This is a genomic window from Lachnoclostridium phytofermentans (assembly GCF_000733755.1).
Classification (GTDB): domain Bacteria; phylum Bacillota; class Clostridia; order Lachnospirales; family Lachnospiraceae; genus Lachnoclostridium; species Lachnoclostridium phytofermentans_A.
Map to the genome: position 1 here is coordinate 64,615 of NZ_JPOF01000003.1, position 15,984 is coordinate 80,598.

The 15,984-nt window shown below is 36.5% G+C and carries 15 protein-coding genes and 1 other annotated feature; all 15 genes read right to left on the bottom strand.

From position 1 onward, the window contains the following. Window positions 1-399: 399 nt before the first annotated feature. On the bottom strand, window positions 400-645 hold the full coding sequence (gene secG / locus CC92_RS0105795; protein WP_029503920.1) for a preprotein translocase subunit SecG: 246 nt from the start codon (window positions 643-645) through the stop codon (window positions 400-402). A gap of 79 nt (window positions 646-724) precedes the next feature. Continuing rightward, the gene (gene gpmI, locus CC92_RS0105800) at window positions 725-2,269 is read right to left on the bottom strand and encodes a 2,3-bisphosphoglycerate-independent phosphoglycerate mutase (protein ID WP_029503919.1); all 1,545 of its coding nucleotides are present in this window, start codon (window positions 2,267-2,269) and stop codon (window positions 725-727) included. A gap of 262 nt (window positions 2,270-2,531) precedes the next feature. After that, window positions 2,532-3,887 carry an MATE family efflux transporter gene (locus CC92_RS0105805; RefSeq protein ID WP_051650966.1) on the bottom strand — a complete coding sequence of 452 codons (1,356 nt, stop codon included), beginning with the start codon at window positions 3,885-3,887 and terminating at the stop codon, window positions 2,532-2,534. A 303-nt stretch (window positions 3,888-4,190) separates the two neighbouring features. Beyond that, window positions 4,191-5,066, bottom strand: a complete 876-nt coding sequence (locus tag CC92_RS0105810) for an EamA family transporter (RefSeq protein ID WP_029503917.1) — start codon at window positions 5,064-5,066, stop codon at window positions 4,191-4,193. Between the two features lie 197 nt (window positions 5,067-5,263). After that, window positions 5,264-7,249, bottom strand: coding sequence for a class I tRNA ligase family protein (locus tag CC92_RS0105815; protein ID WP_029503916.1), 1,986 nt, complete (start codon window positions 7,247-7,249; stop codon window positions 5,264-5,266). A 28-nt stretch (window positions 7,250-7,277) separates the two neighbouring features. Next, window positions 7,278-7,524, bottom strand: a binding site (T-box leader). Window positions 7,525-7,612: 88 nt separating this feature from the next. Further along, a complete protein-coding gene (locus CC92_RS0105820; protein ID WP_029503914.1) occupies window positions 7,613-8,026 on the bottom strand; it encodes a hypothetical protein in 414 nt (137 codons plus the stop codon). 229 nt (window positions 8,027-8,255) lie between these two features. Beyond that, window positions 8,256-9,005, bottom strand: coding sequence for a triose-phosphate isomerase (tpiA, locus tag CC92_RS0105825; RefSeq protein ID WP_029503913.1), 750 nt, complete (start codon window positions 9,003-9,005; stop codon window positions 8,256-8,258). A gap of 140 nt (window positions 9,006-9,145) precedes the next feature. Continuing rightward, window positions 9,146-10,339, bottom strand: coding sequence for a phosphoglycerate kinase (locus tag CC92_RS0105830; RefSeq protein WP_029503912.1), 1,194 nt, complete (start codon window positions 10,337-10,339; stop codon window positions 9,146-9,148). A gap of 166 nt (window positions 10,340-10,505) precedes the next feature. Then, complete coding sequence (gene gap / locus CC92_RS0105835; RefSeq protein ID WP_029503911.1) at window positions 10,506-11,516, bottom strand: type I glyceraldehyde-3-phosphate dehydrogenase; 1,011 nt, start codon at window positions 11,514-11,516, stop codon at window positions 10,506-10,508. Between the two features lie 438 nt (window positions 11,517-11,954). Next, the gene (lepB, locus tag CC92_RS0105840; protein WP_051650812.1) at window positions 11,955-12,551 is read right to left on the bottom strand and encodes a signal peptidase I; all 597 of its coding nucleotides are present in this window, start codon (window positions 12,549-12,551) and stop codon (window positions 11,955-11,957) included. An 11-nt stretch (window positions 12,552-12,562) separates the two neighbouring features. Further along, window positions 12,563-13,168 carry a signal peptidase I gene (gene lepB / locus CC92_RS0105845; RefSeq protein WP_197035785.1) on the bottom strand — a complete coding sequence of 202 codons (606 nt, stop codon included), beginning with the start codon at window positions 13,166-13,168 and terminating at the stop codon, window positions 12,563-12,565. A 79-nt stretch (window positions 13,169-13,247) separates the two neighbouring features. Further along, the gene (gene rpoZ, locus CC92_RS0105850; protein WP_029503907.1) at window positions 13,248-13,496 is read right to left on the bottom strand and encodes a DNA-directed RNA polymerase subunit omega; all 249 of its coding nucleotides are present in this window, start codon (window positions 13,494-13,496) and stop codon (window positions 13,248-13,250) included. A 36-nt stretch (window positions 13,497-13,532) separates the two neighbouring features. Further along, on the bottom strand, window positions 13,533-13,808 hold the full coding sequence (locus tag CC92_RS0105855; RefSeq protein WP_029503905.1) for a DUF370 domain-containing protein: 276 nt from the start codon (window positions 13,806-13,808) through the stop codon (window positions 13,533-13,535). 12 nt (window positions 13,809-13,820) lie between these two features. Beyond that, window positions 13,821-14,699, bottom strand: a complete 879-nt coding sequence (locus CC92_RS0105860) for a YicC/YloC family endoribonuclease (RefSeq protein ID WP_029503904.1) — start codon at window positions 14,697-14,699, stop codon at window positions 13,821-13,823. Window positions 14,700-14,961: 262 nt separating this feature from the next. Then, window positions 14,962-15,918: a GTP-binding protein gene (locus CC92_RS0105865; RefSeq protein ID WP_051650811.1), complete on the bottom strand. Its 957-nt coding sequence runs from the start codon at window positions 15,916-15,918 to the stop codon at window positions 14,962-14,964. Window positions 15,919-15,984: the final 66 nt, after the last annotated feature.

Genomic DNA, 15,984 nt, shown 5'->3' on the forward strand with positions numbered 1-15,984 from the left:
TTTATAACAATAGCAACTTTATGTGTACAGAATTAATTCCTCTTTCGAATTTTTTGATTCTCTACCTTCTAAGAACACTATATTAATTCTGCGTTTCTCTTATTATTCGTTTTATGTAGCTTTATTATAATAAAAATTCACCAGAAACATAAATCCTTAAAATTTAGATGCACTTCCTAAATAAATTAACTATTACTTTACCAGATTTACTACATTTTGAGCTGTTCCTATTATAACATGTCATATTCCATTTGTCTTATATCAAAAAAAATAAGTTTCTTTAATAAAAATAACCTCGAAAAAAGCGAGAATAGTTGGAGTTCCTCCACGAAGCCACTTGCTTCTCATTGGAATCATCCACTTATTCTCGCTTCATTTTACTTATGTGTAATCAATTTCTTATAAGCCCCAATTCATATTTAGAACTACAGAAATAACGATGAAAAGAACACCTAAAAGTTTTGTAACCTTAACAAGCGCGCCCTCCATGGAACGTCCTTTGTTCTTTCCCCAATAAGTATCTGCAACGCCGTTGATTGAACCAGAAAGTCCTGCGGACTTACCTTCCTGCATTAATACAACAACTACTAATCCTAAACAGATGAGAACGTATACAACTGTAACTATCGCTCTTAATATTTCCATCAATAACACCTCCTAAAAGTCACACTGCATATTTTACCACAAGAGTGGCAATAAGACAAGTAGTAACTGATTTTGGAATTTATTTTTTGATTAATAAAGATTTTCCAGTCATCTCTTTTGGTTGTTCCATATCCATCATTTCAATTAAGGTTGGAATGATATCTGCTAAACAACCGCCTTCTCTTAAAGTATAGGATTTATCATAATTTACTAACATAAATGGAACCGGATTTGTAGTATGAGCTGTAAATGGATCTCCATTATTATAGTCGACTAACTGTTCTGCGTTTCCATGATCTGCACAGATAAACATCTGTCCATCAACAGAAAGAAGTGCATCATATGCTTTACCAACACATGCATCTACTGCTTCTACTGCCTTGATCGCTGCATCAGAGATACCAGTATGACCAACCATATCTGGGTTAGCAAAGTTAACAATAATAACATCGTATTTCTCTGAGGTAATTGCTTCTACTAACTTATCCGCTACTGCATAAGCACTCATCTCTGGTTGAAGATCATAGGTTGCAACTTTAGGTGAATTTACTAGGATACGATCTTCACCCTTATTTGGTGCTTCCACACCACCGTTGAAGAAGAAGGTAACGTGAGCATATTTCTCTGTTTCGGCAATTCTAGCCTGAGTTTTTCCGTGTGCTGCTAAGTATTCACCAAAGGTATTTGTGATAGAAACCTTTTCAAAAGCAACGCTCTTGTTAGGGATTGTTACATCATACTCTGAGAAACAAACATAAGTAAGAGGTAATCTTCCACTCTTACGAGCAAATCCGTCAAAATCATCGGTGCAGAAAGCTCTAGTAATCTCTCTTGCACGATCAGGGCGGAAGTTAAAGAATATAATAGAATCATTTGCTGAAATTGGAGCGATTGCTTTTCCATTCTCCACTACTACCGTAGGTACTACGAACTCGTCATTTACACCCTCTGCATAAGAAGCAGCAACTGCATCCACTGCATTTGCAGCTTCAACACCTTCTCCATCTACTAAAGCCACATATGCTTTTTCAACACGATCCCAACGATTATCACGGTCCATGACATAATAACGTCCCATAACAGAAGCGATACGACCTACACCGATTTCTGCCATCTTAGCTTCTAGGTCTTCCATAAAACCCTTACCAGAAGTTGGCGCGGTATCTCTACCATCTAAGAAAGCATGTACATAAACCTTCTCTAAGCCATGCTTCTTAGCAAGTTCTAATAGTCCATAAAGATGTGTAATATGGCTATGAACACCACCATCGGATAATAAACCGAATAAATGTAGTGCAGAATTGTTCTTTTTACTATTCTCTACTGCTTTTATTAATTCTTTATTATGAAAAAAGTCTCCATCTTGAATTTCTTTCGTGATACGGGTTAACTCCTGATATACAATTCTTCCGGCACCCATATTTAGATGTCCAACTTCAGAATTTCCCATCTGTCCCTCTGGAAGACCAACTGCCATTCCAGAAGCATTTCCTTTTACAAATGGATAGTCTTTCATTAATTTATCAAGAACAGGCTTCTTGGCTAATGCTACTGCATTGCCTTCCGTCTTCTCATTTAATCCAAATCCATCCAGTATCATTAGTACGGTCGGTTTTTTGCTCATAATTTATTCTCCTTTTGTTCATTGTAAACTTGTGTAATACAATTTATTAGCATGGCATATTCCGGAGCTAAAAAATTATATTACTTCAATCGGTCAAATATGTCCTATGTAGTGCTGTTTAATTTGTTAAAAAATTAGCAAGCCTATGCACTACTTCATTCTTTTCTATCATATCATGAATTATTCATTAGTCAAGAGAATTTCTGTTTCCACTTATCCTTCTTTACACCAAAATAAGCTGGTATGACTGTCAAGGTAAGCCTTATGATTTATCCCCTAATTCTCTCCATACGGTAAAAAACATCGTGATAATACAGGCAGCTCCACCTAGGAAATTCGAGATTGGTTCTGCTAAAAATACTCCATTCGTTCCAAGATTCGCTATCTGTGGTAATAACAATGTTAATGGTACTACAATGATTGCTTTTCTTAATAAAGAAAAGAAAATCGCATATTTTGATTTACCAAGAGCAACAAAAGTGGCTTGCCCAACAAACTGAAGTGACATCATAAAAAATCCAAAATAATAGATTCTCATCGCAGGAATTGCTGCTTCTATCAACTCAGACTCATGATTAAATAAGCGGATAAAGAACTCAGGGAACCAATTTAATAGCCCCCAGATGACAGTAGTATATGTGATTGATGTTACTGCCATAAATTTAATTGCCTTTTTTACACGTTTATATTCTGATGCTCCATAATTGAATCCCATCACCGGCTGTGCACTATTTGTGATACCGCTGACTGGCATACCTATTATTTCACGTATCGAATTGATCACAGTCATTACACCCACATACAAATCCCCACCATAGCTTTGAAGTGTAGTATTACAAGCAATCTGAACTGCTCCATTGGTGGCCGCCATAATAAATCCAGACATTCCAAGTCCAGTGATTGCTTTGACTCGTTGGAGAGATAATCTCATTGTTTTTCGCCTTAACTTTAAAATTGTCTTTTTACCAGTTAAAAATCTTAAAATCCATAATGCTGAAATCATTTGCGATATGACTGTAGCAATTGCAGCTCCTTGTATTCCCATATCAAACACGAAGATTAGGATTGGATCTAATATAATATTCGTCACTGCGCCAATTACTACGGAGAACATTCCAATTTTGCCAAAGCCTTGTGCATTGATAAAACTATTCATCCCGAGTCCTAGCATTACAAAAACACTGCCCAGAAGATAGATTGAGATATATTGATTTGCAAATGGGTAAGTTGCATCACTTGCCCCAAATAAATAAAGCATCGGTCGTTTTAATAGAAAGCAAACAATCGTTATGATTAATCCAGTGGATAGAAGCAACGTAAAGGAGTTACCCATAATTGCTTCTGCCTCTTCTTTCTCTCCTCTTCCCCTAGCAATAGAACACAAAGGTGCGCCACCCATACCAAACAAATTCGCAAACGCAATGATGATAGTAATAATAGGGAGCGTTAATCCCATCCCTGTTAAGGCTAAGGTGGCATCTTTCGGCAGCAAGCCTATGTACATCCTGTCTACAATATTATATAGAACATTCACCAGTTGCGCTAATGTCATTGGGATTGCAAGTTTTATTATATTTCCAACTACACTACCTTTAGAAAAATCATTTGTTTGTGTCATCTTAATCTCCATTCTGTCGCAGGCCTGAGAATTTGGGCAACCGCACAAATTCGTTCGTAAAAAATCTTGATTTTTTACACTATCTTCCACCCTACTTCTCTTAATACAATAATACGGAAGGGCACTATTTAGTACCCTTCCGTAATTCTAGACCCCTCATTTCGTTCTGTCAAGTTCCTAACTTTGTAGTCCTAAAATAAACCTATAAATTAGCATACCTCCAGTAAACATATATCTTAAAGTGATTTAAAAGTCGTAATACAAAATCTAAACATTAATAGATAATTTTTTATTAATTGTTTTCTATTTTATCAGTAATAAAAACGTCCCCAGTACAATAGACGCTAATCCAACAAAAGCTTTCTTACTAAGTTTTTCCTCAAAAACAAAATAAGAAAATGCTATTGTAACTACAATACTTAATTTATCAATAGGTACGACCACACTCGCTGGGCCCGTCTGTAAAGCTCGGTAATAACATAACCAGGAACCACCTGTTGCAAGTCCCGATAAGATTAAAAATAGCCAACTTTTTTTATCTATCTGCTTTATTGTATTTTGTTTTTTTGTCACGAACACAACAATCCATGCCATGATTAAAACAACAACAGTTCGAATTGCAGTGCCAAGGTTAGAATCGATCTGCTCAATCCCTATTTTACCAAGGATAGAGGTTAAACTAGCAAAGATTGCAGAACCAAATGCATATATGAGCCATGTATAATTTTCATCATTCTTTTCACTCTTTTTCTTTTCTCTCTGCCTCTTTTCTATCATCAGATAAGTACCGAGCGCAATAAAAATAATAGCAAAAGCTTTCGCTACCGTAATACTCTCATGAAGGAATAGAAAAGCGAAGCAAATTGTTAACACTGTACTGGACTTATCAATCGGAGTTACTTTATTAATATCTCCAAGTTGCAGTGCCTTAAAGTAACAAAGCCAAGAAGCACCTGTTGATAATCCTGACAATATTAAAAATATCCAGGTCTTAGGAGCTACACTTCCAATATCCCCTTGGCTATTCACAAGGAATACCATAATCCACGAAAAGATAAGAACAACAATCGTCCTTAGAGCTGTTGCAACATTCGAATCTGTATTTTTAATCCCACATTTCGCTAAAATAGCTGTCAATCCTGCAAATAACGCTGATAAAAAAGCAAATAATATCCACATATCCTTCTTCTTTCCACCCGTTCGTTTCTCTCTGTATCCTATGAAATAACTATTCTGTTAATGTCATTATAATTTTAATACAACAGAGAAAAAATTCAAGTATTTCAATATACAATAATGCGTGAAATTAGTAGGTTTTACTGAACCCGCAGTGTGAGCGCACATCCCATGGGGAATTTTATTTAAATAGAATACAATTATCTTTCAAACTGACTTGGATGTTTTGCAAAAAAATCTACCCTTGGCTCTAAATACTGAAGCTCATGCTCACTTTCTGAGGAGGTAAAATAAGAAATTGGTTCAAATATATGCTCCCAGGAAAAGAACTCATTTCCAACTTTAAGGTACTGCTGTACCATTTCACAACCTCTTGGAGCAATTGGATGAAGCAGAATAGCAGCTGTACGTACTCCATGAAAGCAATCAATTAAGAGTTGCTTTAATAATAATTTATCCTTCGCTTCCTGCGCTACCTTTATTCCATTCGCAAAACGTTTATTCATAGAGCGAATATATGTGTCTAATACATAAGTAATACTATGAAACTCATGTCGATACATGTGCTCCTCGTAGGTTAAGATAGCATCTTCTGCTTCATCGAGTACTTCTTTACTTACGTCTCCCAGTGGAAACTTTCCGTCAAAATCAGATTGTACCTGATAAAAGCAAGACCGAACCAAACGATTAAAGACATTCGTAAGAAGATTACCATCCTTTAATACTGGATCCGCACCGACTTGTTTTTCCTTTGGTAAATAAACCTGCGGCATAAAGCTAACACTCTTATTCGCTAACCCTAAACTTAAAAAATGAATTCTTAGCTGTTCGTCAGTATAATAGTCAAGAAGCTCGCCAGCCATTGGAGGTTTCACCTCAGAACTACTGCTTGCCTTCTTATCCATAAATAAAATATGATTGTTCGCAACAAGCATTGGTAGTTTTACCTTCTCCATGTCGATGTGGCTCGCATCTTCGCTAAAGAGAACAGCAAACATTGCCATCTCAGCGATTCCATAAAAGTAGATATTATCTTCACCGATGAATTGATAAACCTCACTATCCTCGCGAAGAAAATATTCCTTCCATAACTCTTCCTCTTTTCCCTGAAGTTTTAGGAATTCTTTAGTAAAGGAAATTGGTGCCCATAAGGATTCCGGCCATACCCAAAAGGTTAGATCGTCTTCTCCCGGTACTGGTACTCCCCATTCGATATTTCCGGTTAAACGAAATGGTACCAATGTCTTACCAGAACGATAGCGAAGCCCCTCTGCTGCTAAGATATCTTTTGCTTTATCTCTATCATTTAGATTTCTAAACACGAAGGTTATTGAGGACTTCTTCTCTTCATTGATTGTTTCATGAGTTGGAAGTTTTTCTTCTAATTCCTTTAAATCCCCGATTTGCTTTTTTAAAACATACATAACTGGCGGCTTTAAAAACTCTTCTATGGTATTTAGCAAATACTTTCTTGATACTGTATTCTTTCTTAACCAATCGATTCTAGCCTGAAGCATCTTAGTACAATCTTCTAACCGAAAGTACCAGTTACTAACCTCTTTCATGATTGGAGTTTTTCCAGATAAGGTGCTCTTTGGATGAATCAAGTCGCTTGGCATATACTGATGCCCTAAGGAGCATTCGTCTGCATATCCATGTTCCGATTGACATCCTTCAATCGGACACTGCCCCACAACCTGCCTACCATTTAAAAACACATTAAAATCAGGGTCATAAAATTGAGTTGTTGTTAATTTTTCTAAATAGCCTTGTTCTTTTAACTTTAAAAAAACTTCTTCTGAAACCTTTTCATGAAGTTTACCTGCCTCACCTAAAGCAGAGGCTGCATACAGGTTTGGAGATATCTGATATTTTTCTAATACTTCTTTTTGTTTTTCATGATTTCTTCGAACATAATCTGTTATGGTACCAATATCCGGATTCTCTTCTTTGCTTTTTCGGTAACTTTCTAAGATCGGAGAACCATAACAATCAGTTCCCGAAACAAATATTACATTTTTTTCCCCAATACGATCTCTCAAAAACCTTGCAAACGTATCTGCATGAACAAACATACCTCCCACATGACCAAAATGAAGTTCTTTGTTGCCATAAGGCATTCCTGCTGTAACAACTGCACGTTTTGGAAAAACTGGACGTTTCTTTTCTTTCTTCCATTCTGACATAAAAAAATCACCTCTTGCGTTTATTTTTGCAAGGGGCGAATGATATCGCGGTACCACCCTATTTCATTGATACGTCACCGTAACAATCTCATCAAGTACACTTAGATACTCTAGTCCTGTAACGGAGACCACCGTCATAGCATCAATAAAATAAGGTATTTCATATCCGTATGCAGCTCCGAGCCTTGTTTCATCTAACTTTCACTACCTTCTTCCACCAACCAAAGGTTCTCTGTAAGTGTTAGAAAGACTACTCTTCTCTTCCTAGCCTTTTTCTTGTTTTCTGTATTATAGTTTTAAACTCAGCTTCTGTCAAGAGCTAATCCTTCGGAAAAATCTATTGCTTGCAATCTAGCATTCAGTTTATTCGTTTGATCTTCTAATTTGGTTACCTAATGAATTTAATTCTTCGCATGGCTCATACTTCGTTTTATACCCTGTGTTATCTATTACAAGAAATGGATTATAAGCCATTATATCTATTTGTGTACCATCCGTTTTTGTTATCATAAAGATGACACCCTGCCCAGAATATTCAGTATAGGAATTATCCTCTTTGTAAATCACTACTGTATGAAGTATTTTGACCAATTCTTCAATCTCATTACTGCTTAATTCTAGTGTCACCCCAGGTGGAGTCAGTGTAACAGAAACATTCGAAATTTCGTCGACAGATAATTTCTTAAATGGTTTTTCTCCCAAAAATGATTTTATACATAAGATAATCAGAATTAATACTACTGCCACAATAATAACTATGAAATGTTTCTTTTTCATACCAACACCTCCATCTTCGAATTCCATTATAATTATTATACATGTTATCTATATAAGTTTCAAACAGATAATAAGAAAAAGCACGCTTCACGAACTTTTCCTTGTCACAAATAATTAAGAGGTATGTTAAATAGTTCTTTAACATACCTCTTATCTCATCATTTTAAGCAGTCTTTTGCACGAGAGTAAACGGTCGCTACATAATTTGCTTAATTTTAAATTTATTTTACTATTTGTTATAATTTACAATTTTACCAAAGTCAGGTTTTAAGCTTGCTCCGCCAACTAAACCACCATCAATATCTGGCTGTACAAATAACTCTGGTGCACTTGCTGCTGTAACACTGCCGCCATACTGAATACGAATCGCTTCTGCTGTTGCCTCACCATAAAGCTCACCGATGCATTCACGGATTGCAGCACAAACTTCTTGAGCCTGCTCTGTAGTTGCAACTTTACCTGTTCCAATTGCCCATATAGGCTCATATGCGATTACAGTTGTAGCTGCCTGCTCTGCTGTCACATTTAAAAAGGCAATTTTAATTTGTTGACGGATCCAGTCAATTGTAATTCCTTGTTCTCTTTGTGTTAAGGACTCACCGCAACAGATAATTGGGGTAATTCCATGCTCCAATGCCTTTAACACTTTCTTGTTTACTGTAACATCAGACTCTGCAAAATATTCTCTTCTTTCGGAATGTCCAATGATAACATATTTTACGCCGATATCTGTTAGCATGTTTGGAGCGATTTCTCCAGTATAAGCACCGCTTTCTTCATAAAACATATTCTCAGCACCAATGCAAATGTTGGATCCCTTTGCTGCTTCCATCGCAGTTGTTAAAGAAATCGCTGGAACACAAAATACTACGTCTACATCGTCATTTTTAACTAATGGCTTTAATTCTTCTATTAACTTAACAGTCTCACTTGGAGTTTTGTTCATTTTCCAGTTACCTGCAATAATTTTCTTACGCATTGTTCTTCTCCTATCTACTTAATATATTATGTATGATGGCTGCTTATTAAGAGCACATACCGCTTCCTAATAAACAGCCATGCATAGATTATTGTATTACCTCATCACCTATGAAAACCTTGAAGTTTTGTAAAGTGATATTATTTATCGTTAGCTGCTACTACACCTGGAAGCTCTTTGCCTTCAAGGAACTCTAAAGAAGCACCGCCACCTGTAGAGATGTGAGACATCTTATCTCCAAATCCTAACTGATTAACAGCTGCTGCAGAATCACCACCACCGATGATAGTTGTAGCATCAATATCAGCCATTGCCTGAGCTACTGCGATTGTACCCTTAGCAAAGTTAGACATCTCGAATACGCCCATTGGTCCATTCCATACTACTGTCTTAGCAGTCTTAAGAGCATCTGCATAAATTTCACAAGTCTTTGGTCCGATATCAAGACCTTCTTCATCTGCTGCGATTTCTCCACGGCCAACTACTCTGGATGGAGCATCGTTACTGAATTCTTTGGCAACTACTGTATCGATAGGAAGTAATAAGTTAACACCATTCTTCTTAGCTTTATCCATCATTTCTTTTGCATAATCGATGTAATCAGCCTCTAATAAAGAATTACCAACTTCTTCTCCAAGAGCCTTCATGAAAGTATATGCCATACCACCACCAATGATAAGGGTATCTACTTTATCAAGAAGGTTGTTAATTACAGAAATCTTAGAAGAAACTTTAGAACCACCAAGAATTGCTACTAATGGTCTTACTGGATTGTTTACTGCATTTCCTAAGAAGTCGATTTCTTTTTGCATTAAGTAACCAACTACTGCTGTTTCTACATACTGAGTTACACCAACGTTAGAGCAATGAGCTCTATGAGCTGTACCAAACGCATCATTTACGAACACATCGCAAAGGGAAGCAAGTTCTTTAGAAAAAGCTTCACCATTCTTTGTCTCTTCTGCTCTGTAACGAGTATTCTCAAGTAATACTACCTCTCCCTCGTTCATAGCTGCAACAGCTGCCTTTGCATTTTCACCCACTACAGTTGCATCTGCAGCAAATTTAACTTCTTGTCCGAGTAATTTAGTTAAAGCTTCTGCTACAGGAGCTAAGGATAACTCTGGCTTTGGCTCTCCCTTTGGCTTACCAAGGTGTGAGCAAAGAATTACCTTACCGCCATCATTGATTAATTTCTTAATTGTAGGAAGTGCTGCTACAAGACGAGTATCGTCTGTAATCTTACCCTCCTGTAATGGTACGTTAAAATCACAACGAACTAAGACTCTTTTCCCTTTTACATTGATATCATCAATTGACTTCTTGTTTAACATGTGTATGCTCCTTTCATTATAGGAACAGAGAAACAGTTTCCCGTTTTTCTGTAAAATTTATTCTGGATTGAATATATTCCCTAAAATCACGCTTCGCGAACTTATTTTCTTGTGAATAAAAAGATGGGCCCGGTCCATAAAGACCGGACCCATACTGGATCTTCTATTATGCTAATTCAGCAAAGTACTTGATTGTTCTTACCATCTGGCTTGTGTAAGAATTCTCATTATCGTACCAAGAAACGACCTTAACTAAAGTCTTTCCATCTGGAAGCTCTGTAACCTTAGTCTGAGTTGCATCGAATAAAGAACCAAATCTAATACCAATGATATCAGAAGATACTAACTCTTCTTCAGTGTAACCGAAAGATTCGCTAGCTGCTGCCTTCATAGCTGCATTTACATCATCCTTAGTTACTTTCTTATTAACAACTGCTACTAACTCAGTAGTAGAACCTGTTGGAACTGGAACTCTCTGAGCAGCGCCATCTAACTTACCTGCTAAATCTGGGATAACTAAGCCGATTGCCTTAGCAGCACCAGTGCTGTTAGGAACAATGTTACAAGCTGCTGCACGAGCTCTTCTTAAATCGCCTTTTCTGTGTGGTCCATCAAGTACCATCTGATCACCTGTATAAGCGTGGATTGTAGTCATGAAACCTTTTTCAATTGGAGCTAACTTGTTTAATGTATCTGCCATAGGAGCTAAGCAGTTTGTTGTACAAGAAGCTGCGGAAATGATAGTATCATCAGCCTTTAATGTATTTTCATTTACGCTGAATACGATAGTAGGAAGATCATTACCAGCTGGAGCGGAGATAACAACCTTCTTAGCACCTGCATCGATGTGTGCCTGAGATTTAGCCTTGGATACATAGAAACCTGTACACTCAAGTACAACGTCTACTCCAAGAGTTCCCCAAGGAAGCTTAGAAGCATCTGCCTCAGCATAAATTTTAATTTCCTTACCATCAACTACGATAGAAGACTCTTTTGCTTCTACTGTGTGTCCGTCATATCTTCCCTGAGCTGAATCATACTTTAACAAATGAGCTAACATAGTTGGGCTTGTTAAATCGTTGATTGCTACTACTTCGTAACCTTCTGCGCCAAACATCTGTCTGAATGCAAGACGTCCGATACGTCCAAAACCATTAATTGCTACTTTTACTGCCATGATTAAATTCCTCCTAAATGAAATTTTATAATATACTGCCATATATACTACTAAGCAAAGTGGACAGCTATTAATTTATTTCTTGGATTGTTAAGTTTTTGTCAAAGACCTGGCTTGACTACAACCAAAATCCTTCTCTATTTTACCCAATTTGTAATATAATTTCAAGTGAATTTTATTATTTTACTAATTATTAACACTTAGACTATAATTCATCCGTTTCTTTTCTTTTTTTTGTGCATAATACATTTAGCATATCTATTTGTTTAAAAAGGATAGGACTTCGTAGTTATTCTAATAAATATCTCCATTTTTTATGATTGGGTTAAATATTATATCTATAATTAGATATAATGGGCTAATATTGATAATATTAATTGTTGTTTTTCTTTAAGATTAATTGCTATCAGTTTTCTAATTTGAATAATTGTCTATGTATTATTCAATCGGTCCCATCTTATTAATTGGCCATAAACGAAAGATTGCTCTTCCGCCTATATTTTCTTTTTTAACCGGCCCCACTTCTTCATAGCGACTATCTAAACTAACAGTTCGATTATCTCCAAGTACAAAATATTCATCCTCTGCTAATTGAATTGGATTCACGGCAATACCCGGATTTTTAATTGGATCTTTTCCAAATGATTCCGTCAGTAATTCACTATTGATAAAGATATCCTCACCAATGATTTGAACAGTTTCTCCAGGCATACCAATAATACGTTTAATATAATATTCGTTATCATCTTTTCCGTGAGGATAAAATACAATAACATCAAAACGCTTTAATTTATCAAAATGATAGGATACTTTTTCTACCCATAGATTCTCACCATTATGAAGTGTTGTTTCCATGGAGTCACCTACCACTACAGTTCTTTGCAAAATGTATTTCGGAACAATTACAGCTGCAAAAAACAAGGCTACAACGTATAGTAAGATTTCTAACACAATTCGTTTCCTCGAACTCTTTCCTTCTGCGTGTTCTACTTCTGTTTGTAAATCATGATAACCATCCATTGGTTTATCTTCCACGCTATCACCACCTATTTATGTTTTACTACACCGAAATCCCTTAGAGGCCATATAGTACACCATGCACGGCCTAAAATTGCTTTTCTCTTTACTACTCCGACGCTTGGATCTCTACTGTCTTTACTATTATTTCGATTATCTCCAAGAACAAAATATTCACCTTCTCCTAGGACGATTTCTTTCCCAGCTATACCTGAACTTTTAATGGTATTTTCAAGTCCATAATTCTCATCTAAGCGTTCTCCATTAATGAAAATCACACTATCCATTATTTGAACTGTTTCTCCTGGTAATCCAATCACACGTTTGATATAGTATAGCTCTTTTTCTTCCTCATACGGTCTAAATACAATGACATCAAAACGTTTTGGATCCGATATGCTATACGACACTTTTTCTAATAGCACATGGTTATTATTATGGAGGGTTGGTTCCATGGAACTTCCATTCACTTCAACCGGTTGTATTAGAAAACGTTGTACTAACAATACTACCAAAAATATAACGATAAAGTATGCTAATGTCTCTATTAACTGTCGTAACAACGATTTTCCTTCCTTCATTCCTTTCTCATTTTTTACAGTTTCTGTCTCCTCTATTTTAATGTCATTCTCCATAGTTTTCCTTTCACTGAAACAGGCTGTTGCAAGTCGTCCTACAAGACATCTTTACAACAGCCTACACGCTTGTTATAACTTATTCGTTTTCATTTTCCTCATCTTCGCTTACAATCTTTACCTTTGATTTGTAAAGCTCTTCTACTGCTATAGAAAGTGGCTTATTACAGCTACTTTCTGTTAACGGTTCTGCGCCGTCAATAATCTGTCTAGCACGTTTTGCTGTAGCTAATACGATAGAATAACGACTGTTAACCACTGGCTGTTCGCCTGGTTCTACCTCACTATTTACTACTTGCATTAGGTCATTATAAGATGGATGTAACATCTGCAATCTCTCCTTCCTTGACAATCCTTATTTATTTTATAGAGCTTGGGAAGCATCACTGCCTTCTATGCTCTCTCGTTGGTTCACTCGATTTGCAATTGTCTCAGGAAGCAGTGCAGACAAAACAATCTGCCCAGTTTCCATTACGAGAACTGCTTTGCATTTTCTTCCACAGGTTGCATCTACACAGCTACCGCTATCTTTCGCATTCTGAACCATTCGTTTCACCGGAGCTGCCTCCGGCCTTATTACAGAAATCAACTTACCTGCATTTACTACATTACCAAAACCAATATTAATCAGTTTATTCAAATGTATCCCCTCTTACTCAATGTTTTGTATCTGTTCTCGTATCTTTTCAATTTCAGTTTTTAAATCGATTGCTTGATTCGATACAGCCAAATCATTCGCTTTCGACAAGATGGTATTAGCCTCGCGGTTCATTTCCTGAGCAATAAAGTCTAACTTTCTTCCCACATTTACTGCTTCATTTAAGGTACACTTCATATTGTTGATATGTGCTCGTAACCGAACCGTTTCTTCATCTACACAGATTTTATCAGCAAATATCGTAATCTCTGTTGCTAATACACCCTCATCTAAGGAGGTTTCTCCTAATAGATCTTTTACCTTATCCGTTAGCTTTTTGCGATATTCTGCTACAATTTGAGGTTCTCTTTCTTCGATAAAATCAACAATCGTTAACATACCATCTAATTTCGCATGAATATCTGCCAACAGATGCTCACCTTCTGCTATTCGTGTCTCCACAAATTTTTCAGCAGCTGCCTTTACCGTATTCTCAAGTAATTCCCATAGTTCTTGTTCATCCATGGTCTGTTCTTCCAGCGTAAAAACATCTGGAAATCTTGACAATATGGAGGCTCTTACATCATTCTCTATACCAAAATCACGGCTCATTTTTTCGAGACCGTTATAGTATTCTCTTGCAATATCCTCGTTATACTTAACGCAGGCTTTCCCTTCCGTGTAATCCTCGTATGTAATAAATACATCGACCTTTCCACGGTTAATATATTGTTTTAGAACATTTCGAATACCAGATTCAAAAAAGTTTAATTTCTTGGGCAATTTTACCGAAATCTCTAGGTAACGGTGATTGACAGATTTTAACTCTACAATCATCTTACGTTCACCAGTATCAATCTCACATCTACCAAAGCCAGTCATACTCTTTAACATATCAGCACAATTCCTCTCGTGATAAATATGAAAGAAAAAATATTTTCTTTCACACGGATATTTGTGCCTGCATCATCTCGGCATAAATATCCAGCCTACTTCAGGCATGTTTTCATGGGTGATGAATATCTTCCTCACACTTTGGAATAACTTCTGTGATTCTTAGTTAACCTACTATCTCGATTAGCCATTATCTAAAACATTATAATTAAAAATACTGTATTCGTCAAGTTATTTCTAGTTTTTGGTGATTTATTCCATCTTAGTTAAAGTACACTAGCTTCTCTTTTGGTTCCTCTGCCATTTCAATCTTCTTCGCATAGAGAACTGGCCCTTTACCGCGATATTCTTTGTAATACTCTACGCGCACCTGAGCTGTTATCGTAATCCACATACGATTTTTTAACTGGTCGGTAGCTACAGGCCCTGCATAGTCTGTCTTACATAAAAAACCAATAAAAGCGATGTCGTCTGCACAACAAGTCATCGCAAATCGACCAGGAACAAATGCTCCCTTAGGAAATCGTTCCGTTTTATATACCATGGCACGGAATGTAATCGTTTTTCCTTGATACATCTTAGGGTTATCCATCGCATGCAAATACCATAGACCATAGTCTTCATCACATAGGTCAATATGGTCAGCCGTAATATCAAATGGAAGTACTTCCTCCCCTGCATCGGTAGTCACTCCGTCTACAGACTCATAAATAATCTCAGCTTTACGATTCACCGGCTTAATGGTTCGTCTTATTGCAATCTTATCTGTAGAATCATCACAGCGATTTACAATGATAGTATCGGAATACTTAAATTGTGATATCATGATAGATTTAAAATTGCTCATATAGTTTTGGTAGGTAGAGGCATCAATCAATGTAATGATCTGAGCCATGACAAGAGGCTCAGGTAATTCCAGCTCTAAAAATTCTTCGGTGTCCCACATACCATTGTATTCTATCATAATTCGCCCAGGCTTATATTTCTCAAAGCAACGTTTTATATACTCTTCATTAAAGTTATCCTGATCTTCTACAACAACTACATCAACCTTTAACTTTGCTAACATTGCCTCGTCATATTCCACTTCTCCTTCTTCGCAGACAAAGAGTAAGGTACGAATAGAATCTGTAAACTCTGGGTCTTTCATGGTTTCCAGCACAAATGTACTTTTTCCACTTTCTAAAAAACCATTCACTAAATATACTGGTATTTCCATATTATCCTCCATGCACTAACTCTCAACTAAATATGGTATTCCTACATAGTATCTATACTTCTTAGT